Raw genomic sequence first — 23,304 nt, 5'->3', positions numbered from 1 at the left:
TTATTGACCCACCATTTCCATACGTTTATCCAGTAAAGATAAGCTCACTAAAGTCTGAGGGCCTAAAATTCCGTCAACCATTAATCCATGTTTTTGTTGAAAGCGTTTTACCGTTTCATGCAGTAAAACGTCATAAACATCCGAAGACTCAACCGGTTTATTTTCAGGCGTAATTAATTGCCAACCTGATGTATCACCCTGTGTGTGGGTGCTAGCGGTCACCTGTAAAACTTCGCGAACCCAAGGTATCAAAACATGGCGCTCAGAGGGTTTAATTAAAGAATTTTGTAATTCATATGGTACCTTGCGAACTGCCACAGATAGCGGACCCTTTACGCTTGAAAGTGGTCGTTGATATTCTTGCCAGATACCATTTATCCAAACCTGACCTTGCATTGAGCTCTCATTTAAAATACTCAAAGGTAATTGTCCGAACCAACAATCCGATTCATTTCCACAAGGGTTAATCGCATTTTTGCCCGTTGATGGTATGACAGGGTTAACTAAATTATGTACAACATCGTTTGATTTATCATTTAAAAAATCGGAAAGGAAATTATGCTGGTTGTATCCATAGGCAACGGCAATAATCATTAAACTTAAAAATGCCATTTTGGGTAATGTGGCTATTTTTAGTTTTTCTGGCTTATGCGAAATCACCTCTTTCGAAGCTTTCCAAACCATTGGTAGCGTTACCTGTTTTTTTTGTTCGGCATAGCAACCCATTAAACAACGATCAGCCAAAACATTGACCAGCCTTGGAATACCTTTCGTTAACTTATGTAACATCCAAATAGCTGGCATCGAAAACAACGACTGCTTTCCTCCTGCTACTTCTATTCTGTACTGAATGTAAGATTGAGTTTGCATGAAAGACAAACCATGCAAATGAAAACGGGCAGTAAAACGCTGATTAAGCTGTCTTAGCTCGTAACGATTTAACCTTTCGCGTAATTCCGGCTGACCTAAAAGAATAATTTGTAGCAGTTTGTCTTCATGGGTCTCTAAGTTGGTTAGTAAACGTACCAACTCCAAAACCGATTCATCAAGGTGTTGAGCTTCATCAATGATAAGTACGCTATATCCACCCTTTGAATACACTTGCAGTAAAAATTCAGTTAGATATTCGATTAACTGTGACTCTTTAACGTCAGATTCTGAGGGTATACCAAATTCTTTACAAATTAGCTGTAGAAGCTCTAGCCGATCAAGCTGAGGATGAAGAATAAGCGCAAGCTCTGTATCTTGGGGGACTTCCTGAAGCAGGTATTTACACAATGTTGTTTTGCCTGTACCCACTTCACCAGTAAGCAATACAAAACCACCTCTGTGTAGCATGCCATATTCAAGAGCAGCTAACGCCTCTTGATACTGGCCACACGCGTACAAAAAGCTCGGATTTGGGGCAATTGAAAATGGCCGCTGTTTAAGCGCAAAATAGTGTTCATAAATCATAGAAAGGCCAATTCACATCCGGAGTTATTTGCCAGTATTTAGCATTTATTAATATTTAACTGGTCTGGCCCATTTTACCTTGAGATGCGTAGATTCATAGCCAAGATTCTAAGTTTCATAATTAAATTGTAACTAAAGAGCAGCATTTGCCCCACCCATCCCCTGATGAAATGGGCTTCATATTTATCAAAGCACAAATAGATAACGGTATAAATTATTATAAAAATACAGGCCTGATTTAATTACATTCCTGTTTAAACCCAATAAATAGACCCCTTAGAAATATAAACGCTGTTTACGCCTAAAATTAACAGGTTATTTCTTATGGCCAGTATTATCTGGCCAGTTTTTCTGATTCTTCTGTTATTAACGCCCGCATCCATTGATGTGGAGGGTTGTGGTGCAATAAAGGACTCCATGCCATTTTTAGCTCAAATGCTGGAATCTCAAACGGTGCAGGTACCATTTTAAGGTCCCCAGACTGGGCCTGCATTTTAGCGACTTTAGTAGGTAACGTTGCTACTAGATCATTATTCATAGCCAGTAATGCCGGCATTTGATAATGGCGCGTGAACACACTGATATTTCGCTTATAGCCGGTTTCTGCTAATGCCTCATCAACCCAGCCTAAATGTACCGCCTTGTCTTTACTTGGGTTAACCCCTGTTCCCACTCCCATACCGGTTTTACTCACCCAGATATGATTGGCTTGTAGGTACTTTTCAAGGTCAAACCCCTCTAATAAGGGGTTTGCAGGATTAACCAAACACGCAAAATCATCGCGCCACAATGTCTTTTGATGAAAAGATTGAGGCAGTTCATCAAAACGATTAATCGCCATATCTACCTTACCTTGCTCTACGTCTTTATATGTCACATCAGAAGGGGTTAAAAAATCCAGAATGACCCCGGGGGCTTCTTCACGTAACCGTTTTACAATGGCAGGCACCAGCGTAGCTTCTGCATAATCACTTACCATAATACGAAATACACGACCACTGTCGTAGGCTAAAAACTCTCCTGTAGGCTGAACAGCCGCGTCCACCTCAGCAAGAATATTACGCACCATAGGCTGCAAAGCCTGCGCTCTTTCCGTAGCACTCATGCCATCACTAGTACGAACTAAGATGGGGTCTCCAAACAACTCTCTTAGACGCTTAAGGCCATTACTCATAGCTGGTTGAGTGATCCCCAATGACTGAGCAGCCTTAGTAACACTGCGTTCTCGCAGCAATACATCCAAATAAATTAAAAGATTTAAATCAAAGCGGTCCACATTCACCTCATGAATACCCATTATAAGAGCTATAAATTAGATAAATTATCACAAAAACCTTAAGATGCGCACGTCATTTAAGAGGCGTGCCTCGATAAAGCTGCTATTTTTATAGGCGGCTTTAGACAATTAACCTATTTTTTAAGGATTGGACATATGTCAGCTTACCAAGACGACATCAAATCAGTAGCCGCTGTAACAGAAGCTGCTGGCAGCTCATGGGATGCGATCAACCCTGAATCTGTTGCTCGCATGCGCGCTCAAAACAAATTCAAAACTGGCCTAGACATCGCTCAGTACACTGCAGACATCATGCGTGCTGACATGGCTGCATTCGATAAAGACAAAACTAAGTACACTCAGTCTTTAGGTTGCTGGCACGGTTTTGTAGGTCAGCAAAAACTGATCTCTATCAAAAAACATTTCGGTTCTACTGAACGTAAATACCTATACCTTTCTGGTTGGATGGTTGCTGCTCTACGTTCTGAATTCGGTCCTCTTCCTGACCAATCTATGCACGAAAAAACTGCTGTAGCTAGCCTAGTTGCTGAGCTTTACACTTTCCTACGTCAAGCTGACGCACGTGAACTAGGCGGTCTTTTCCGTGAACTAGACGCTGCTCGTGAAGCTGGCGATGCTGCTCTTGAAGCAGAAGTACAAGCTAAAATCGACAATCACGAAACTCACGTAGTGCCAATCATTGCTGATATCGATGCTGGTTTCGGTAACGCTGAAGCCACTTACCTAATGGCTAAGCAAATGATCGAAGCAGGTGCTTGTGCACTTCAAATCGAAAACCAAGTTGCTGATGAAAAGCAATGTGGTCACCAAGACGGTAAAGTAACTGTACCTCACTCTGATTTCCACGCGAAAATCCGTGCTCTACGTTACGCCTTCCTAGAATGTGGTATCGACAACGGTCTTATCGTTGCTCGTACTGACTCTGAAGGTGCTGGTCTTACTAAAGAAATCGCTGTTGTTAAAGAGCCAGGCGATCAAGGCGACGTTTACAACTCTTTCCTAGACGTTGAAGAAATCGACGTAGCTGATATGGCTGAAGGCGATGTAGTATTTAACCGTGGTGGCAAACTGGTTCGTCCTAAGCGTCTACCTTCTGGTCTTTACCAGTTCCGTCAAGGTACTGGCCATGAGCGTTGTGTATTCGATTGTATCGAAGCGATCAATGCTGGTGCTGACCTTCTTTGGATCGAAACGGCTGTTCCTACCGTTCACGAAATCAAAGGCATGATGGACGAAGTACGTAAAGTACACCCAGATGCGAAACTTGTTTATAACAACTCTCCATCTTTCAACTGGACTCTAAACTTCCGTCAGCAAACTTTCGACACTTGGACTGCTGAAGGTAAAGACGTTTCTGCATACGATCGTAACAAGCTAATGTCTGCTGAATATGACGATTCTGAATTGTCTGCTGTTGCTGATGCTCGCGTTAAGACTTTCCAAGCGGATACTTCTCGTGAAGCAAACGTATTCCATCACCTAATCACTCTTCCTACTTATCACACAACTGCATTGTCTGTTGATAACTTAGCGAAAGAATACTTCGGTGAAGCGGGTATGCTTGGTTACGTTGAAGGCGTACAGCGTAAAGAGATCCGTCAAGGTATCGCATGTGTTAAACACCAAAACATGTCAGGTTCTGACATGGGTGATGACCACAAAGAATACTTTGCTGGTGAAAACGCTCTTAAAGCTGGCGGCGCGAAAAACACTTCTAACCAATTCAACAACATCTAAGTTTTGAATTAGTTAAGTGTTAAAAGAAAGGTCACTTCGGTGGCCTTTTTTTATGATGTGAATTTGTCATTTTTGACCCAACAGGGTGCTTTATTCGCTATTCAAGCTTTATTAGAAGTCCCACATAAACCCTAAAGAGATAATCTGATCATTTTAAATCACCACAAAATAAGGCTGACTAATTATCTGATGCGTATATTAAGTACATCACTCATATTGGCCGCAGGTGACTAATTTCATCACTCACCCTCCGCCCTATTCTCCACCTAATTTCTTTTTATACATCACCATCTACATTTAAAAACAAACATTCACCGCCTAAAATACCGCTTAAACAACATCAATAAACAATGCACTCCTAGGTAGTAATCTCTCATCCAAAAACAAAACTACCCATGCTCAATGAGGCATTTACTACAAACCAAGAAAATAATAACAAGTTAATATCTAATATTTCCATTGAGTTATTAGATATTAAGCCCATACTAAAATAGTCCGCATCGACACATAAAATTAAAGTCATGCAAGGTATGTGCTTTAGTGTTAACTCAAAACTGCCTCTAAATGAAACGATTCATAACCAGAGATTAATATCATGAGTAAAGGTCAGAACAGTAAAAAAGCAGATAAGAAGAAGCCACTTTTAACCGCCAAGGAAAAGAAAGCAGCTAAAAAAAGCAAAAAGACAGAAAAAAATGTTTTAGGAAATTAAATAAAAAGAGGCTACCAAATCACTAGGCAGCCTTGCACTAACCTAAACCTCCATAGAACAATGAAGCACCAATAAAACTAAAAGACACGATTGCAAATCAACTAGTATGGTTTGCTTGCGCCATCACATTTCTTTTGATCATGGTAGACGATGTGCGTGGATTATAAAGCACTTGTTTAATCTGCTTACCGGTAGATTTCAAATACAACTCTACAGCAAGATTATGCGGTTTATCCCCCCAGTCTTCACCTATTACAAAAATATCTACATTTAATTCCTTACAGCCGGTTACATACTCCAGCTCATCATAGGTGCGAACAATATCCACACAACTCAGTGCTTCCAGCATCTCCACTCTTTGCTCAAGAGGTATGACAGGCATATTTGGTTTGTAAGATTTAACGACACGATCCGATGCCACACCTACTGCCAAAACACTACCAAGAGACTTACAATACTCCAGCAAAGCAAGGTGGCCTACATGCAATAAGTCAAATGTACCTACGGTATAAACAATCATATTTTTTTTGGATTCTCATTTTAAAAAAGATCACCGATATTAATCGGCCTATTTAGTTATACAAATTCAATTTACAAGATCGGCCAAATATTGAAACCACTTATGGCAAGCGTATATATTGCTAGCAAATATACATTACGTGATTTACCGGACAACTTTGGAGTTTTAATCTGAGAAACATTTAGAATAGCCAGCATCAAAGCACTGACATATAAAACAGGCGAAAACACATCACTAGGAAGTAACGACTCAAAAAGAAAAACAAACACCAAAAAAATATTATTATTATCCAGCGCTAAACCTGTGTATTTAGATTCATCTGACAACCCAAACGTACTAAAGTAACTCAACCGAATAGCCGCAGCAGCTAACATTACGAATGCCAATGGTAAAAATAAAGGGTTAAAGCCAGAGAAACTAAGAACAAGAACACTAGGTGTAACACCATAACTAACAATATCAATCACCAGATCTAACTGACCACCAAACATTCGATCATCACCTGTACGCCCTTTCATTTTTCGAGCAATCAACCCATCAGCCCAATCAAAGGCCACTGCCCAAATCATGCCCACCATTGCAAGGGAATAGCTACCTTTAACACAAAAATAGATAGCCATGAGAGTACAAGCCAATCCAGCAAGCGAGCATAAATTAGGTAAATCTTTCACAAAAGAGATAATAGCGGGTTGCGACATTCGATTTTCTTTTTGATCAATGATCATGACATTCCTAAAAGCATTCGGAAATTGACAGGCACACTTGCTCAGCGTTATACGTTTCGCAGTACTTCTTCATTCAATAAAGAGCAAAGAATTATATAGATTAATAACCCTCAAAAATTGAAAGTCATAAAAAGGTGCGGTAGTAAATCTAGAGTGTTGCTTACAAGCAACAGAATAAAATAAAGAGGATAGTGGCGTACGACCAATAGGCTCGATAATTGAAAGACTAACCGCTGCACTATACGCCTTATTAAGTCATTGGCACAGCAGTTTATTTTTTCAACACTAAATACAACAAACTAGGAGCAGCTCAACCTAGTATATAAAGCGGACTCAGCGGTGAATTTTAACGCTTAACAAGCCATATCCATGGGAGCGGGGATAATTGTAATCGCAGGAATTGTCACTGAATGACATGTAGTTGTTTTTGTAACAAGTATAAACGCATATCAAATTCAAGCTGATGATAATCTGGCAGCATATGCTGGCATAGCTGATAAAACGCTTTATTGTGATCTTTTTCTTTTATATGAGCCAACTCATGTACGACAATCATATCTAAGAATGCTTTTGGCGCTGCTTTAAACACAGAGCTTATGTGAATTTCATTTTTACTTTTAATTTTACTGCCTTGCACCCTATTCACATAACTATGAGTACCCAGTGCGTTTTTAATTACATGAATTTTATTATCGTAAATCACCTTACTTAACGGGGAAGACTTTTTAAGATATTGATTTTTGTAGGACATTACAAATTCACGTAAATCGGCATCTGACTTTACATCATGACTTTTAGAATAACGATCAAGCAAGTAGGCTTGCAACCTACCCGCTTCGATTAAACGAACCACCTGCTCCCGTACAGAGTCCGCATAGCCAGCCAAATAACGATCAACTTCACGCATACAGCAAATACTTAATTAATTAAAGAATGAAGCAAATCATGAATTTCATTTTTAAGGGCTTTATCTTCAATATTTGCCGATACTAATTTTGCTTCTCTAAGCACTTCGATAGCCTCTTGAGTTTGATTTAGCTCAATCAACATATTGGCCAATGAAAATCGAATAGAAGAGCAAAAATCAGCTGAACCTATTATTTCAGCTTTTTCTAGTGCTTTGCGATAATATACTGCAGCTTGAGCTATATCATCGGTAAAATCTGCTAAAGTCTCCCACTGAACAGGGTGATCCTTCTCTTGCCCTTCGTGCTCTAAACAAATTTTATTAAGCTCACCATACAAAGCATCAAAGGTAATTTGGTCTTTTTTTTGTGCCGCCTTCATTAGACTCTCTGCTAATGAATGCACGCGTTTATATATTTTTGTATTCATAATATTCCTAAACAAAAAACCCAGCACTAAGCTGGGTTTCTTATTACCAAATCAGCTTATTTTGCTTTCTTGGCAGTGGTTTTCTTTTTTGCGCTGGTCTTTTTCTTAGCGCTTGTTTTCTTTTTGGCACTGGTCTTTTTGGCTGATGATTTTTTCTCAGTTATAGCCCACTTACCATCTTCGTAAAATGCACTCCACCCAGTTGCTTTACCTTCTTCATTATCTGATGCCACATATATCTGAGCAGTCTTGCGACTGTATCGAACAGTGGTCGGATTACCATCAGAGTCTTTAACAGGTGCCTCAGTTAAGTAATGGTACTTTTCTGGTAGCTCTGCTTTGTGTGGAATCAACTCAAACACCTTGGGTGCTCGGGTTTCACGATTTTTAGGAAACTGACTCGCCGCCAAGAATAAACCTGCTGCACCGTCACGCAATATGTAAGTATCTTCCACTTTATCACATTGAAGCTCAGGACATGGCACTGGGTCCATTTTTGGTGGTGCTGGCTGGCCACTTTTAAGCAACTTACGAGTATTTTTACACTCTTCATTCATACAGCCAAAGTATTTACCAAAGCGACCGTTTTTAAGCTGCATTTCACTGCTGCATTTATCACATTCAAGAGTTGGGCCTTCATAGCCTTTAATCTTAAATTCTCCGGCTTCAACTTCAACACCCTCACAATCTGGATTGTTACCGCAAATATGTAATTTACGTTTTTCATCCAGTAGGTAGCTTTCCATTGCTGCGCTACAAATTTTGCAACGGCGCTTTTCACGCAAACGACGGCTTTCTGCTTCTTCATCATCATCTGCGCTAATTGCTTCATCACCTGATGTCAGGTTCATGGTTTTGGTACAGCGCTCTTTTGGTGGCAAGGCATAGCCCTCACAACCTAAGAATACACCTGTAGAGCCGGTACGAATCATCATATGACGACCACATTCTGGACACTCGATGTCGGTAGGCACAGGTGAATTAAGACGCATACCATCTTCGTTACTGGCCTTATCAAGTTTTAACGAGAAATCTTGGTAAAATTCATTTAAAACTGATTTCCACTTTTCACGACCTTCAGCAATATCATCTAATTGCTCTTCCATGCTGGCAGTAAAGCCGTAATCCATTAAGTCGTTAAAGTTTTCTTCTAGGCGAGAAGTAACGATTTCACCCATTTTTTCGGCATAAAAGCGACGCCCTTCAAGGCGTACATACCCACGATCTTGAATGGTTGAGATAATTGATGCGTAGGTAGATGGTCGCCCAATTCCACGCTTCTCTAACTCGCGCACAAGGCTGGCTTCATTAAAGCGAGCGGTAGGCTTAGTGAAATGCTGCTTAGGCTCGACTTCTACTAAATCTAACCCATCTCCTGCTTTTAAGTCTGGGAGGACTTTGTCATCCTCTCCTTTGGATACGGCGCTCATGGCTGCCATATGCCCTTCAAAGCGTATAACGCGTCCTTTCGCTTTAAGCTCAAAATCGCCGCATTTCGCCGTTAACGTACTACTAGTAAACTCTGCATCAGCCATTTGACATGCAAGAAAGCGATTCCGGATTAGGTCGTAAAGCTTGTGTGCGTCCGGCTCCATGGCGTTTAGAAGATTCGAGCTCATACGTACATCGGATGGGCGTATCGCTTCGTGAGCCTCTTGTGCGCCATCCTTGCTACTATATATACGTGGGGACTCAGGCAGGTACTTATCGCCGAATTTTGAGTTAATATACTCCCTTGCCCCTTCGACAGCTTCTTTACTCAAGTTCGTTGAGTCTGTACGCATATAGGTGATGTAACCTGCTTCATACAAACGCTGCGCCATCATCATTGTCTTTTTAACACTAAAGCCTAAACGGGTACTGGCTGCTTGCTGAAGTGTAGAGGTGATGAACGGTGCCGCTGGCTTTGATTTAGTGGGCTTATCTTCACGCTGAACAATCTCATATGGTTGGCTCTCTAGCTTAGCTACCGCCGCCATAGCTTGTTTTTCATTATCAGGCTTATATTCTTGACCCGCTTCTTTTGTCACCTGAAAGCGAATGGCATCTTTTTGTTTGGATGTAAGTTGACTGAAGGTTTCCCAGTACTCTTCTGGTACAAATGCACGAATTTCTGCTTCACGCTCAACCACAAGACGCACCGCCACAGACTGAACTCGGCCTGCAGATAAACCCCGTGCAATTTTAGCCCATAGCAATGGTGATACCATAAAGCCCACAACACGGTCTAGAAAGCGGCGAGCCTGCTGAGCGTCCACTCTTGCCTGATCAAGTACTGACGGCTGCTCAAAGGCGGCCTGAATGGCTGTTTTAGTGATTTCATTGAATACTACGCGCTTATATTCAGCACCAGTATTACCAATTACTTCTTTTAAATGCCAAGCAATGGCTTCCCCTTCTCTATCCAAATCCGTCGCGAGATAGATAGTGTCAGCATCTTTAGCTAGCTTTTGCAGCTCAGCGACCACCTTTTCTTTACCTGGCAGTATTTCATATTGAGCTTTCCAGTCATTTTCCGGATCGACACCCATCTTATTAATAAGATTGATCTTGTCTTTCTTCTTTTTATGAATGATTTTATCTTCAGGGGACAATTTACGTGTAATCGCAGCTTGGCGAGCACGTTCTTTGGCATCCACTGGCTGTTTATTGGCTCCTGTTGGTAGGTCACGAACGTGGCCCACTGAGGATTTAACAATAAAGTCATTGCCCAGATATTTATTTATAGTTTTAGCTTTTGCCGGTGATTCGACAATTACGAGCGATTTTCCCATATACCTTGCGATTCCCTAGGTATGTCCTAAATTTGGCTGGCCCATATATAAGGGCCGAAAATTCATCGGTCAAGTAAAAACCCTATAAAGTGCCAAACGAGACGTGAAATGCTTAATATTTGTACTCAATGAAGCTCATTTCAACTGCTACACTAAAAGAAAGATCTAGCTGTTAAAAATGGATTGTGCAAACTTTATGGCTTATTTCGGCGCGTTTATATTTCTATTATTAGTCATTGGCGGCATTATTTATGCCCAAAAAGTGGCCCAAAAAGAACAAGAATTACGTTTATTAATTGCCAAATCTAAGCGGTTATTACACCGTGCAGGTGAAGTCTGGGAGATTATTCAAGATGCTAAAGACCTAGTGGGTAACGCCGAAGTTATTGAGACATTACTGCAATATTATGCGTACATTCTGAACCAGCGTGAGCATATCTTTCCGCAACAAGACACAGGTGGACTATTAGCACAAGCCGACACATTTAAAACCCAATATAACCCCAGTGCGGCAACACTAGAGCTCACTAATGATTTTGAAATCAAGCACTGTAAAAATACTTTTGCGAGTATTTTAAAAATTTTAAAAGCCGCAACCAGTAAAAATATCATTCACACTGAAACCTATATGGAACTAGAAAATCAGCTGAAACAAAAACAACTTCACTTAGAAGTAGCCGCTTATGAAAAATTAGGCGATATAGCCGGAGAAAATAAAAATCCAGCCGTAGCCACAAACTATTACAAATATGCTAAAAAGCTACTCATTGAGTCTAATGTTAAATATGAAAACAAACATGAACACATACGAAGCATAACTGAAAAAAATCAAAAGATATTTGGCAACGTAATAAAAGACAAAATTGAAAAACAGCAAGAAGCGGAAAACACACAAGATGAATTCGGCTTTCCCACAGATTTAAATGTCATGTCAGGAAAAGCCAGAAAAGACTAGTCTTGTTTTATACACTTAAAACGCGCTACCTCTTCACCCTCTATCACCACTGTCTCTTGAAACATTTCAAGAGGCCTAACCCAGTAACCATAGTCGCCATATAGAGCCTGATAATAGACTAACCATTCTTGGGTTTCGCTATGTTGAGCACACCCTATCACTTTATACAGTGGACCTTTGTAGTGCTGGTAAATTCCTGCTTGAATCATCTCACACCTTTTCCTTAACAATAAAAAAGGCCAAGTATACACTTGGCCTTTTTCGCTGGGCTATATTTTAGCAACAATGCTAATTATAGGCGTTCCCATACTGTTGCAATCCCTTGACCCATACCGATACACATGGTCGATACGCCAAGTTTCGCATCTTTTTGCTCTAATACGTTGATTAGAGTAGTAGAGATACGCGCACCAGAACAACCTAGTGGGTGACCTAATGCAATTGCACCACCATGAATATTAATACGCTCTTCAGCAATATCTTTAAGACCTAGGTCTTTAACACATGGTAGAGACTGAGCAGCAAACGCTTCGTTTAGCTCCCAGTAGTCGATGTCTTTTGCATCTAGGCCAGCACGTTTAAGTGCTTTCTTAGTTGCAGGAACAGGACCGTAACCCATAATAGCTGCGTCACAGCCAGCAACCGCCATAGCACGGATACGTGCACGAGGAGTAAGACCAAGCTCTTTCGCTTTCTTACCGCTCATTAGCAACATTGCAGCAGCACCATCAGTAATCTGTGAAGATGTACCCGCAGTAACTGTACCCGATACAGGATCAAATGCTGGACGTAGTTTACCTAGGCTTTCAGCAGTGGTCTCTGGACGAATGGTTTCGTCTTCAGTGATCAAAACTTGCTTACCTTCAGCATCGTGTCCATACATAGGTACGATTTCGTTTTTGAAGTGACCTTCTAACGTCGCTTTATGTGCTAAGCGGTGAGAACGCGCACCAAACTCATCTTGAACCTGACGAGTAATGCCATGCATTTTACCAAGCATTTCAGCAGTCAAGCCCATCATGTTAGACGCTTTAGCATAATGCTTAGACGCTGAAGGACTTGCATCAAAACCATGCTGCATATTTACATGACCCATATGCTCAACACCACCAACAACAAACACATCGCCGTTACCGGTCTTGATGGCTTGAGCAGCTGTGTGAATGGCAGTCATTGCAGAACCACATAAACGGTTAACTGTTTGACCAGCAGCTTCTTTAGGTATAACTGTTGTCAAAGAAATATTGCGAGCAACGTTAAAACCTTGCTCTAAAGTTTGGTTAACACAACCCCAGATAACGTCTTCAACGTCAGCTGGATTGGCACCAGGGTTACGCTCAAAAAGCGCATTAATTAAGTTGGCAGAAATTTCTTCTGCACGTACGTTGCGGAAACAACCGTTACGAGAACGGCCCATCGGTGAACGCACTGCATCAATTACAACTACATCGTTATCTTCGTAGCTCATATTTATTCTCCTATCGTTACGTTCGCCAATTAACCGTGATACTTCTCACCCTTGGCCGCCATGTCACGCATCTTGTCAGTTACGTGATATAGAGGGCTAAGGTCTTTGTATTTGTCAGCAAGTTCTACAAACTTGTCTAGACCAACGGTGTCGATGTAACGAAGTGCACCACCACGGAATGCTGGGAAGCCAATACCCATAATTAGGGCCATGTCTGCTTCAGCTGCAGTATCTACGATACCTTCTTCTAAACAGCGTACTGTTTCGATACACATTGGAATCATGCAACGTGCAATAATGTCTTCCGCGTCGAAATCTTTCGCTTCTGCAACAACAGGCGCTAACAATTCAAGTATTGATTCATCAAATACTTTCTTAGGCTTGCCCTTTCTATCGGTTTCATAAACGTAGAAACCTTTGTTGTTTTTCTGACCGTAGAATTCGTTTTCGTACAATACATCCATTGCAGATTTAAAATCAGAACTCATGCGCTCTGGAAAACCAGCTACCATAACTTCGTTAGCGTGCTTACCAGTATCGATACCTACAACGTCCATTAAATAAGCTGGACCCATTGGGAAACCGAATTTTTCCATTACTTTATCAACTTTGCGGAAATCAGCACCATCACGTACCAGACCAGCAAAGCCACCAAAGTAAGGGAACAATACACGGTTAACTAAGAAGCCAGGGCAATCATTAACAACGATTGGTGTTTTACCCATTTTTTGAGCATATGCCACAGTAGTAGCAACCGCTTCTTCTGAAGTCTTTTCACCACGAATGATTTCTACTAGAGGCATCATGTGTACTGGGTTAAAGAAGTGCATACCTAGGAAGTTTTCAGGGCGCTTAACGCTCTTCGCTAAGAAATCAATAGAGATAGTAGATGTATTAGAAGCAACAATTGTATTGTCACTTACGTGGCTCTCTACTTCTGCTAATACGATGCCTTTAACTTTAGGGTTTTCCACAACCGCTTCTACAACCACATCTACATCACCAAACTCAGCATAAGATAGAGTTGGACGGATACGATTAAGTGCTTCACCCATTTGAAGAGGCTTCATTTTCTTACGTTCTACACGCTTAGAAAGAAGTTTGTTTGCTTCACTAAGACCCAACTCGATACCGGCTTCTGCGATATCTTTCATTAGGATAGGCGTACCTTTAAGGGCAGAAACAAACGCGATACCGCCGCCCATGATACCTGCACCTAAAACAGCAGCTTTATTAGTAGGCTTAGCAATTTTGGCGTAATCTTTTGCTTTTTTCTTCAGCAATTGGTCGTTATTAAATAAACCAATTAATGCTTGAGACTCAGTGGTTTTAGCTAGCTTAGCAAAACCCTTCGCTTCAACTTCTAATGCTTTTTCACGACCAAAGTTAGCCGCTTTTTGCATTGTCTTAATTGCTTGAACTGGCGCTGGATATTGACCCTTAGTTTGACCCGCTACGAAACCTTTAGCCGTTTCGAACGTCATCATTTGTTCCATTGGGTTCAACTTAAGCTTGCTGGTTTTTTCAGCACGTCTTTCTTCCCAGTTAATCTCACCAGCAATGGCCGCTTTAAGCATGGAAAGCGTTGCATCCAATACTGCTTCTGGAGCAACTACAGCATCAACAGCACCAAACTTAAGTGCTTTAGCCGCGCGATTTTCAGCACCCATACAGATCCATTCTACTGCATTATCACCACCGATAACTCGTGGTAGACGAACCGTACCACCAAATCCTGGGTATAAACCCAATTTTACTTCTGGTAGGCCTACTTTTGCTTTTTCTGACATTACACGTAAGTCAGTGGCAAGACACATTTCAAAACCACCACCAAGAGCAAGACCGTTTATCGCAGTTGCTGTTGGGAATGGAAGATCTTCTATACCATTAAATATTTCGTTTGACTCAAGTACCCACTGAGCAATGGTCTCTTCGTCTTGTTTAAATGCATCACCAAACTCAGTGATATCTGCACCAACAATGAAAACGTCCTTAGAAGATGTAACAACAAGACCTTTAACACTGCTGTTATCTTTAAGTGCTGCAACAGAAGCTTTTAAATCTTCCAATGTAACACGGTCAAACTTGTTTACAGATTCACCTTGTAAATCGAAGTTAAGTTCGGCGATGCCGTCTTCGAGTAGCTTAACCGTGATGGCTTTACCTTCGTAAATCATCAACAAATCTCCACGCTAATTTTAGCTGAGTGAATGCAAAATCGCTGTTGGCCTGAAAGTGGTGATAATGATCATCAAATTCTGGCTTCATGGGCAAAATTGCTACTTACGGGCATTTGGATAAAAACACCCAACTAACCTAATTCATACGCCCGTTTGAATTCGGTGGCCGAACCATCGTAAATATGACCTCAAAAGTCAACCTTTTCCGTTCGAAATAGTCTATTTAAGTCAAATATGATCAAATTATAGACACCAATTTGAAACATCCGACTAAATCAATTTGGCTCAGTATGACCATAGTTGATATTAAATAATTATGTTGTTTTTTTAAGCAACTGCTCAATATTTGATAGGTTAATACTGCCTAAGAAGGTATTAGTAGGTTTTTTTTAATAGCAAATACCCTAAAGGCCTTTAAGACCTTTGACATACGGTGAAAATATAGGAAACTGGTCACAAAATAATAAAAGTCAGCCTCAGGATCCAAAATGATAAAAACAGCCCTGAAAAAGCTTTGCAGCGTCCTTGGTTTAAGCCTACTTCTCAGCGCTAACCCTGTCACTGCGAATGCTAGTCCTAATGACTCACTTAAAGATATTTATGATATGCGAGTGTTAACCTTCGCAATCTTAAGTGATTATTACATGTTCAGTGGTTTAGAGGGTGACTCTCGCTATAATCGCGAGATCGAATCCAATATTAAGCAGTTTGAGCACAAACTTTCCCAGATTACTGACGCCACCTCACCTACCGCCAAACTCAGTTCACTGGCTAACGCCATCACAGAGTGGCAAAAATACAAAGACCTTCTGGATATCAACCGCGCTGACTTTCTTACTCAAGGCTACGCAAATGCCCGATTAGTCTCAGACTTAAGTGACAATGCAATCTCTTTAAGCGACAGCTTGAACATTGTGTATAAGGTTTTAATCGACGAAAATAAAATTCAACTAAATGATTTCACAAAATACACCCGTGAAATGGGTTTAATCATTCAAACGGTAACGGCAGAATATGCGGCTCGTAGTACTTCTAGCCTCGGACAAGTGAATGTTATCAATATCAATGAGGGTGGCATGGACAATCAAGGCAAGGTATTTTCCGACTTACTGGCCAAGCTTAAAGATGGCGCTAGTGAGCGCCGTATATACAAACTTGTGGATCAGGTGGGTGTAAAATGGGAGTTCATTGCTAAATCCATCGCCAATTACAACAAAAATGCAGTGCCTTTCATTGTTAGTAGCTATGGTGATCGAATCAGCAAAGACCTTGCGATCATTGAAGAGCGTTACGTGAAAAGCTTACAGGCTAAGAAATAGCCTGTAATGTTTCTAGATAATCCCTTAGCTGCTCTGGATTAAACTCCTTACCGTTTTCATTCCAGATTACGCGACTTGAACGAGGTGTTCGCTCTAACGCATTCACCTCTACTGGACATTGTTCAATTATCTCAGCAATTTGCTCTGCTATATCCTTTGACTCCGTTGAATACCAACTCCATCCATCTGGTAACCCATCTTTTAACCAGCCATCTGTTTTTACAACTGCCCAAGTTAGCTGATCTGATTTATCCGGTTTTGGGTTATACCATTCATAAGTAATGCCCTCCACGTCATCACGGATACCGCTGTTTTTAGGCTCTGCTTTTAGTGTTTGCATACGGACTTTCAGCCCAGCCATTATGGCGCTCCCACGCCATTTAGCTAACTTTTGATCCCTAGGGCTTGGTCTTACCCATACCACACTTCCCACAACCACCAACGCTACAACAGCAATAACAACCCAGACACTCATTATGAGTCACCTTCTTGCATGGCTTCCAGCTCCATCCAGCGCTCTACTTTCTCATCCAGTATTCCCTGCTCACTTTCTAGCTTCGCTAGGGTATCCGTCACATACTGAGTCTCTTTAGAGTAAAAGTCCGCTGAAGCAATTTCTACGTTTAATGCTTCAATTACAGCTTCTTGAGCTTCGATGATTTTAGGAAGCTGATCCAATTCCAACTGCAATTTATAACTTAACTTTTTAGCGGTTTTTGGTTTTTCTTGAACCACTTCGGCTTTTTTAGCCTGCGCCGCCAACTTAGCAGACTGTTTTATTGACAAGTCTTCGTCTTTTAAACGATTGCCTCTGGCATACCATTCACTATAACCACCAACATGCTCTGAAATCTGGCCATCTCCATCAAATGCATACAGTGATGTGACCACATTATCTAAGAATGATCGATCATGGCTCACCACTAGTAATGTACCAGGGTATTCCATTAAACGATTTTCAAGCATTTCTAGGGTTTCAACATCAAGATCGTTGGTTGGCTCATCCAGTACCAACATATTTGATGGCTTACTAAATAATTTAGCCAGCATAACACGACTGGTTTCACCACCTGACAATGCCTTTACAGGTGTGCGAGCACGCTGTGGTGTAAACAGAAAGTCACTTAAGTAACTCAAAATGTGTCGTGAACCGGACCCGGTATCAATAAATTCACGACCTTCAGCAAGGTTGTCTACTACGTTTTTCTCAAGATCCAAGCCTGCACGTAGCTGATCAAAGTAGGCTACTTCTAACTTGGTTCCTTGCTTTATGCTACCTGATTGCGGTTGCAGTTGATCAAGCAACAGGCGAAGTAAAGTACTCTTGCCACAGCCGTTTACACCGAGTAAACCTATGCGGTCGCCCCGTTGAATCAGCGTAGAGAAATCATCAATAATGTTTTTATCATCAAAACCGTACTGAACATGCTTGGCTTCAATCACCAATTTGCCTGATTTATCCGAGGAATCCATGGTAAAGTCCGCTTTACCTTGGCGATCTACCCGCGCCATACGCTCATTACGCATGGCTTTTAATGCACGTACACGCCCTTCATTACGAGTGCGTCGCGCTTTAATACCTTGGCGAATCCACTTTTCTTCTTCTGCTAAGCGCTTATCAAATAATGCGTTTTCTTTTTCCTCATCTTCTATACGCTTTTCTCGCCATTCAACCAATCCGTCATAGTCACTTCCCTCAAAGCGAAATAAATTACCCCGATCAAGGTCTAATACTTGTTTCGCTACTTTCTCCATAAAGGCACGGTCGTGGGTTACAAACAGTACAGCCCCAGGAAAGTCTGCTAACTGCTCTTCTAACCATTCAATGGCCGGAATATCCAAATGGTTGGTAGGCTCATCTAAGAGCAATAAATCAGGCTCACTTAGCAAAGCCCGACCCAACATTACTCGACGACGCCAGCCACCAGACAGCTCTGCCATTGTCTTTTCTTTAGGTAAATTTAGCTTTTCGACAATAGCATCGGCTTTTTGCTGAAGTAGCCAGCCATCTTGGGCTTCTATTTGGGTTTGTAGGCGCTCTAGGGTTTTCATATCGGCATCGGTTGCAGCCCGCATGCTCAACTCATGATAATCATGCAATATCTGCCCTAATTCCGCCTTACCACTGAGCACCACATCCATTACATTACGCTCATCTGCAGCGGGTAGGCTCTGGGGCAGCTCAGCAAGCGTACAGCCATCAGCGACGCGGACAACACCAGAATCAGGAAGGTTTTGCCCCAACAATAAGCGCATTAACGAAGATTTACCGGCCCCATTACGTCCTACCAAGCAAAGGCGATCTCTCTCGTTAATTGTGAGATTTACACCGTTTAGCAGCACTTGCTCACCGTAATGCAAACCCACGTTATCTAATATGACGACTGCCATGTAACCTCTGTTTCTATGTCTGTCTATTTGGCGCGCATTGTACGTCATTTGGTTAAGGAATTGATCATCTAAATTTTCAGAACAGTTAGATGCAGATTTAAGGGTTTAGTTGTTACTTAATTCGCCTATAATCATCCATCTTTAATAATATCGGATCAAAAAGAGATGCAATTGAATCGAGGCCCTATTATCGCACTGGTGGCGACTGCTCTTATCATCATATGGATGATGTCGAGTGTGTTAACACCGACAACTATTGAACAACCTAAGGCGCCTGTTGCACCTAATTCTGAATCGTATTTTTCTGTTCAAGTAGAGCGATTTGAGTCGCAAACCATCGTGCCAGAATTAAATATCTACGGGCAAACTAAACCAAACCGCATCGTTCACCTGACTGGCGAAATTGAGGGTAAAGTCACTAAAATTCTTGCCCGTGAAGGCAGCTTTGTAAAAAAAGGGCAACTCATCCTTGAGATCGACCCACAAGATAAGCCGCAAAAACTTAAGCAAGCTCGCTCCCTGGTCAAGCAAAGAGAATTGGAATATAAAGCTAATGAAAAGCTGATTGATCAAGGTTTACAAAATCAAACCCGTTTAGCCGAAAGTGAAGCATTACTTGAATCAGCTAAAGCACAGGTTAAAGCGCTAGAAGTAGCCTTAGAGGCCACCAACATACGTGCTCCTTTTGATGGCGTATTAGAAAACAGAAACGTAGAACTTGGTAGCTTTGTCCGTAAAGGAAACAAAATCATCACATTAATGGATTTTAACCCATTCCTAATTAGCGGTTATGTTGCAGAAAAAGACTTACCGAAAGTGAAAGTAGGCCAAAAAGCTCGAGGTAAAACTTTAGATGGCAAACTGCACACTGGTATTATTCGTTATGTTTCTTCTCAGGCTTACCAATCTTCTCGCACATTCTTAGTTGAATTAGAAATCAGTAATCCAAGTGAGCGTCAAATCAATGGTGTGACGGCCGAGATTTTAGTCCCACTAAAAAAATCAAACGCCATTTTAGTTAGCCCTGCCCTTTTAGCTTTAAATGAAAAAGGAATTCTTGGGGCAAAACATGTTGATCAAGATAACCACGTTATATTTAGCCCAGTGGAATTGATAAAAGCACAGTCAAACGGTGTTTGGATTTCTGGTTTACCTAATCCTGTTGATTTAATTATAACCGGCCAAAGTTTTGTAAGCGCCGGAGAAAAGGTCACACCGGTACTAAAGAAAAAAGCAGTTAAAGCAGACTTACTTGAAGCAAATACATCTAACGCTGACATGACTGCCGAGGCACCATAATCATGAACGCATTAATTAACGCGGCGTTAAGCCGTATTCGTAGTGTTGTGTTGTTATTTGCTTTGGCTATGTTAGCTGGCATCAGCGCCATGAATAATTTACCAAAAGAAAGTTTTCCGGATATTACCATCCCCATGATTTACATATCCGTTAGGCACGAAGGCATTAGCCCTGAAGATGCTGATCGGATTTTATATTCACCTTTGCACAAAGAATTAAAATCATTAGATGGCTTAAAAGAAATCATAGCTACGTCTGCTGAAGGTCACTTGTCTGTCCAATTAGAATTTACGACAGATATCGATATTGATGCTGCTCTAATTGATGTGCGAGAAGCTGTCGACGCGGCAAAAGGAGAGCTTCCACAAGCAACTGACGAGCCTATCGTAAAGGAAATTAACCTTTCTCTTTTCCCTGTCATGGTTGTCGGTTTAGCCGGCAATGTAGATGAGCGAGTGTTATTCGCCATCGCTAAAGACTTAAAAGAAAAAGTTGAAGGGCTTGATGGTGTACTAGAAGCGAAAATTCAAGGCAATCGTGAAGAATTGGCTGAAATCGTTATCGACCCAAATAAATTGGACTCCTATAACATTGATCAAAACGCGCTTTATAGTTTGATTAATAACAACAACCAATTAGTTGCGGCAGGTAACCTTGATACCGGTTCAGGTCGATTTGCCGTTAAAGTTCCGGGCCTAATTGAAAGCACTGATGACATTCTCAATATGCCAGTAAAAGTAGATGGCGAGACTGTGGTTCGTTTTAGAGATATCGCAATCGGACAGCGTACTTACAAAGACCCAACCAGCAAAGCCAGTATTAATGGCAAACCTGCTCTGGCACTTGAAATTTCTAAGCGCGTAGGCAGTAACTTAATCAAAACCATTGATGAAGTGAAAATCTTGGTTGCTGAGCAACAAACCTTATGGCCAAAAGGTATAGAGGTCAGCTTCAATCAAGATCAAAGTAAAGAGATCAAACGTACATTAGACGATCTTTTTAACAATGTATTTTTTGCCACTATATTGGTTATGATCATCATTGTATGGTCTTTGGGTGTTCGCTCTTCAATCCTAGTTGGTTTAGCTATTCCAGGCTCTTTCCTGCTGGGTATGCTGACTTTAAGCATAATGGGTTATACCCTAAACATGGTGGTATTGTTTGCTTTAATTTTAAGCATTGGAATGTTGGTTGATGGCGCCATCGTCGTCACTGAATATGCCGACCGACGCATGGCCGAAGGAGTCAATAAACTTCAAGCATTCAAAGAAGCCTCTCAACGCATGGCTTGGCCTATTACCGCCTCTACGGCTACCACTCTTGCTGTTTTCTTACCCTTGCTTGTCTGGCCTGATACGGTAGGTGAATTCATGAAGTTCATCCCTATTACGGTGATTATTACCTTGAGCGCGTCATTGCTAATGGCATTAATTGTCATACCCGCCATAGGTGCTTGGTTAGGTAAAGCAGGCGCAATATCCAGTAAAGATCTTGCAAGTTTAAGAGCCGCAGAAGAAGGACGCTTTGATGAAATCAGCGGTTTCACCGGTAAATACATATCTGCACTTAAAGTCTTCATCAAATACCCTAAAACGACTTTAGTAGGCATCATTGGCTTGATGTTTTTAACTATATTTATGTATGGAAAACTTGGGCAAGGGGTTGAATTCTTCCCAGAAGCCGATGCCGAAATCGCCTTAGTAGATGTTCGCGCACGGGGCAATCTTTCACTACAAGAACGTGACGCTTTAGTAAAAAACGTTGAAAAACGTCTATACGATATGGAAGAAATTCGCACCCTGTATACCAGTTCGTTTATTAAACCCCCAAGGGGCGGCTCCAGTGATTTAGTTGGTCGTATTCAGCTAGAACTTGAAGATTGGCAAATCCGTCGCCCTGCCAAAGTCATACTAGAAGACATTCGTGAAAGAACCGCCGATATTCCTGGCATCATCATTGAAACGAACGTTAAACAAGATGGTCCTGCCGGTGGCCCACCTATTCAATTAGAAATTATGGGCGACTATCAAGAAGTCTTATTTGCAGTGGTCGAAAAGATTCGTGCCGAACTAGAAAAAGACCCTGAACTTAGAGACATAAAAGACAGCCGCCCACTTGAAGGTATCGAATGGGAGTTCTTAGTGGATCGCGAAAATGCCAGCCGCATGGGTGCCAGTATCGCCTCAGTGGGGAATATGATCAAAATGGTCACCTCTGGCCTACAATTAGGCTCATATCGCCCTGACGACGCCGATGACGAGGTTGATATTCGTTTACGCTTTCCAACTTCTAGCCGTACCCTTGATCAAATGGACCAACTGAGAATCAGTTATCAAGGGCAACTTATCCCAATTAGCACATTCACAGAAAAAGTTGCGCGACCTCAAAGTGGCAACTTGGTACGTAATGGCAGCAAGTATCGCTACATGATTAATGCTGACGTAATCGAAGGTGTAAACGATGCGAAAAAACGCGCACAAATTGCCAGTGTTCTGTCCAAAACTGAATTACCGATCGGTGTAACCTATCAGTTTAAAGGTGATGCAGAAAAAATGGTGGAAACCATGGGGTTCTTAGGTAAAGCATTCATATTAGCAATATTTATGATGGCAATTATTTTAATAACCCAATTCAACAGCATATATCGAGCCGGACTGGTGTTAAGTGCCATAGTATTGTCATTTGCTGGTGTATTCCTTGGCCTAATGATACGTGGCGAGCCCTTTGGAATTGTAATGAGTGGTGTGGGTATGATTGCTCTTGCAGGTATTGTGGTAAACAACAATATAGTATTGATTGATACTTATTCCATTTTACGTCGAGAAGGTATGGCACCCGTAGATGCTGCCCTGAGAACTGGCGCTCAACGTTTACGACCAGTATTGCTTACCACCATCACCACCATTTGCGGCTTAATCCCAATGGTTTATCAATTAAACATCGACCTAATCGGCCGTGAATTATTAATTGATGCTCCAAGTTCACAATGGTGGACACAGCTTTCAACAGCCATTGCAGGTGGTTTAGCATTTGCAACGGTACTCACTTTGATATTGACCCCTTGTTTATTAGTCTTAAATGACCAGAAAAAATATCGAAAAGAGCAGCTATTATTGTCACAAAATTTGACATAAATT

At 41.4% G+C, this 23,304-nt stretch carries 17 protein-coding genes; 5 read left to right on the top strand and 12 right to left on the bottom strand.

The window, feature by feature from the left end; genetic code table 11:
* Complete coding sequence (locus tag ABWV45_RS00370) at window positions 1-1,455, bottom strand: ExeA family protein (protein WP_353347534.1); 1,455 nt, start codon at window positions 1,453-1,455, stop codon at window positions 1-3.
* A 334-nt stretch (window positions 1,456-1,789) separates the two neighbouring features.
* Window positions 1,790-2,737, bottom strand: coding sequence for a LysR family transcriptional regulator (locus ABWV45_RS00365; protein ID WP_353348574.1), 948 nt, complete (start codon window positions 2,735-2,737; stop codon window positions 1,790-1,792).
* A 150-nt stretch (window positions 2,738-2,887) separates the two neighbouring features.
* Between ABWV45_RS00365 and ABWV45_RS00360 the strand changes: the two genes are divergently transcribed.
* Window positions 2,888-4,489 (top strand): isocitrate lyase, encoded by a 1,602-nt coding sequence (locus ABWV45_RS00360; protein WP_353347532.1) that lies wholly within the window; start codon window positions 2,888-2,890, stop codon window positions 4,487-4,489.
* An 809-nt stretch (window positions 4,490-5,298) separates the two neighbouring features.
* Here ABWV45_RS00360 and ABWV45_RS00355 read toward each other — a convergent pair.
* From ABWV45_RS00355 to topA, 5 genes are all read right to left on the bottom strand, one after another.
* Window positions 5,299-5,721 (bottom strand): FAD synthase family protein, encoded by a 423-nt coding sequence (locus ABWV45_RS00355; protein WP_353347530.1) that lies wholly within the window; start codon window positions 5,719-5,721, stop codon window positions 5,299-5,301.
* Between the two features lie 71 nt (window positions 5,722-5,792).
* Window positions 5,793-6,446, bottom strand: coding sequence for a CDP-alcohol phosphatidyltransferase family protein (locus tag ABWV45_RS00350; RefSeq protein WP_353347528.1), 654 nt, complete (start codon window positions 6,444-6,446; stop codon window positions 5,793-5,795).
* 403 nt (window positions 6,447-6,849) lie between these two features.
* Window positions 6,850-7,353: a M48 metallopeptidase family protein gene (locus ABWV45_RS00345; protein WP_353347526.1), complete on the bottom strand. Its 504-nt coding sequence runs from the start codon at window positions 7,351-7,353 to the stop codon at window positions 6,850-6,852.
* Between the two features lie 11 nt (window positions 7,354-7,364).
* Window positions 7,365-7,781, bottom strand: coding sequence for a tetratricopeptide repeat protein (locus tag ABWV45_RS00340; protein WP_353347524.1), 417 nt, complete (start codon window positions 7,779-7,781; stop codon window positions 7,365-7,367).
* Window positions 7,782-7,837: 56 nt separating this feature from the next.
* On the bottom strand, window positions 7,838-10,555 hold the full coding sequence (topA, locus tag ABWV45_RS00335; RefSeq protein WP_353347522.1) for a type I DNA topoisomerase: 2,718 nt from the start codon (window positions 10,553-10,555) through the stop codon (window positions 7,838-7,840).
* A gap of 178 nt (window positions 10,556-10,733) precedes the next feature.
* Here topA and ABWV45_RS00330 point away from each other — a divergent pair, with 178 nt between their 5' ends.
* A complete protein-coding gene (locus ABWV45_RS00330; protein WP_353347520.1) occupies window positions 10,734-11,510 on the top strand; it encodes a hypothetical protein in 777 nt (258 codons plus the stop codon).
* Here ABWV45_RS00330 and ABWV45_RS00325 read toward each other — a convergent pair.
* From ABWV45_RS00325 to fadB, 3 genes are all read right to left on the bottom strand, one after another.
* A complete protein-coding gene (locus tag ABWV45_RS00325; protein WP_353347518.1) occupies window positions 11,507-11,719 on the bottom strand; it encodes a DUF1653 domain-containing protein in 213 nt (70 codons plus the stop codon). The two genes, ABWV45_RS00330 and ABWV45_RS00325, sit on opposite strands and share 4 nt — an antisense overlap.
* Before the next feature lie 83 nt (window positions 11,720-11,802).
* Complete coding sequence (gene fadA / locus ABWV45_RS00320; protein WP_353347516.1) at window positions 11,803-12,978, bottom strand: acetyl-CoA C-acyltransferase FadA; 1,176 nt, start codon at window positions 12,976-12,978, stop codon at window positions 11,803-11,805.
* A 29-nt stretch (window positions 12,979-13,007) separates the two neighbouring features.
* Complete coding sequence (fadB, locus tag ABWV45_RS00315; RefSeq protein WP_353348572.1) at window positions 13,008-15,155, bottom strand: fatty acid oxidation complex subunit alpha FadB; 2,148 nt, start codon at window positions 15,153-15,155, stop codon at window positions 13,008-13,010.
* Between the two features lie 491 nt (window positions 15,156-15,646).
* Here fadB and ABWV45_RS00310 point away from each other — a divergent pair, with 491 nt between their 5' ends.
* Window positions 15,647-16,477 (top strand): hypothetical protein, encoded by an 831-nt coding sequence (locus tag ABWV45_RS00310; protein ID WP_353347514.1) that lies wholly within the window; start codon window positions 15,647-15,649, stop codon window positions 16,475-16,477.
* Here the strand turns inward: ABWV45_RS00310 and ABWV45_RS00305 are convergent.
* A complete protein-coding gene (locus tag ABWV45_RS00305; RefSeq protein ID WP_353347512.1) occupies window positions 16,467-16,952 on the bottom strand; it encodes a hypothetical protein in 486 nt (161 codons plus the stop codon). The two genes, ABWV45_RS00310 and ABWV45_RS00305, sit on opposite strands and share 11 nt — an antisense overlap.
* On the bottom strand, window positions 16,952-18,868 hold the full coding sequence (locus tag ABWV45_RS00300) for an ATP-binding cassette domain-containing protein (RefSeq protein WP_353347510.1): 1,917 nt from the start codon (window positions 18,866-18,868) through the stop codon (window positions 16,952-16,954). The genes ABWV45_RS00305 and ABWV45_RS00300 overlap by 1 nt, the downstream gene beginning before the upstream one ends.
* A gap of 165 nt (window positions 18,869-19,033) precedes the next feature.
* Between ABWV45_RS00300 and ABWV45_RS00295 the strand changes: the two genes are divergently transcribed.
* A complete protein-coding gene (locus ABWV45_RS00295; protein WP_353347508.1) occupies window positions 19,034-20,167 on the top strand; it encodes an efflux RND transporter periplasmic adaptor subunit in 1,134 nt (377 codons plus the stop codon).
* Between the two features lie 2 nt (window positions 20,168-20,169).
* On the top strand, window positions 20,170-23,301 hold the full coding sequence (locus ABWV45_RS00290; protein ID WP_353347506.1) for an efflux RND transporter permease subunit: 3,132 nt from the start codon (window positions 20,170-20,172) through the stop codon (window positions 23,299-23,301).
* Window positions 23,302-23,304: the final 3 nt, after the last annotated feature.

The organism is Oceaniserpentilla sp. 4NH20-0058, from assembly GCF_040371755.1.
Taxonomy (GTDB): Bacteria; Pseudomonadota; Gammaproteobacteria; order Pseudomonadales; family Oceanobacteraceae; genus Bermanella.
The sequence above is the reverse complement of the archived record's forward strand: the minus strand, read 5'-3'. Positions and strand labels throughout refer to the sequence as shown.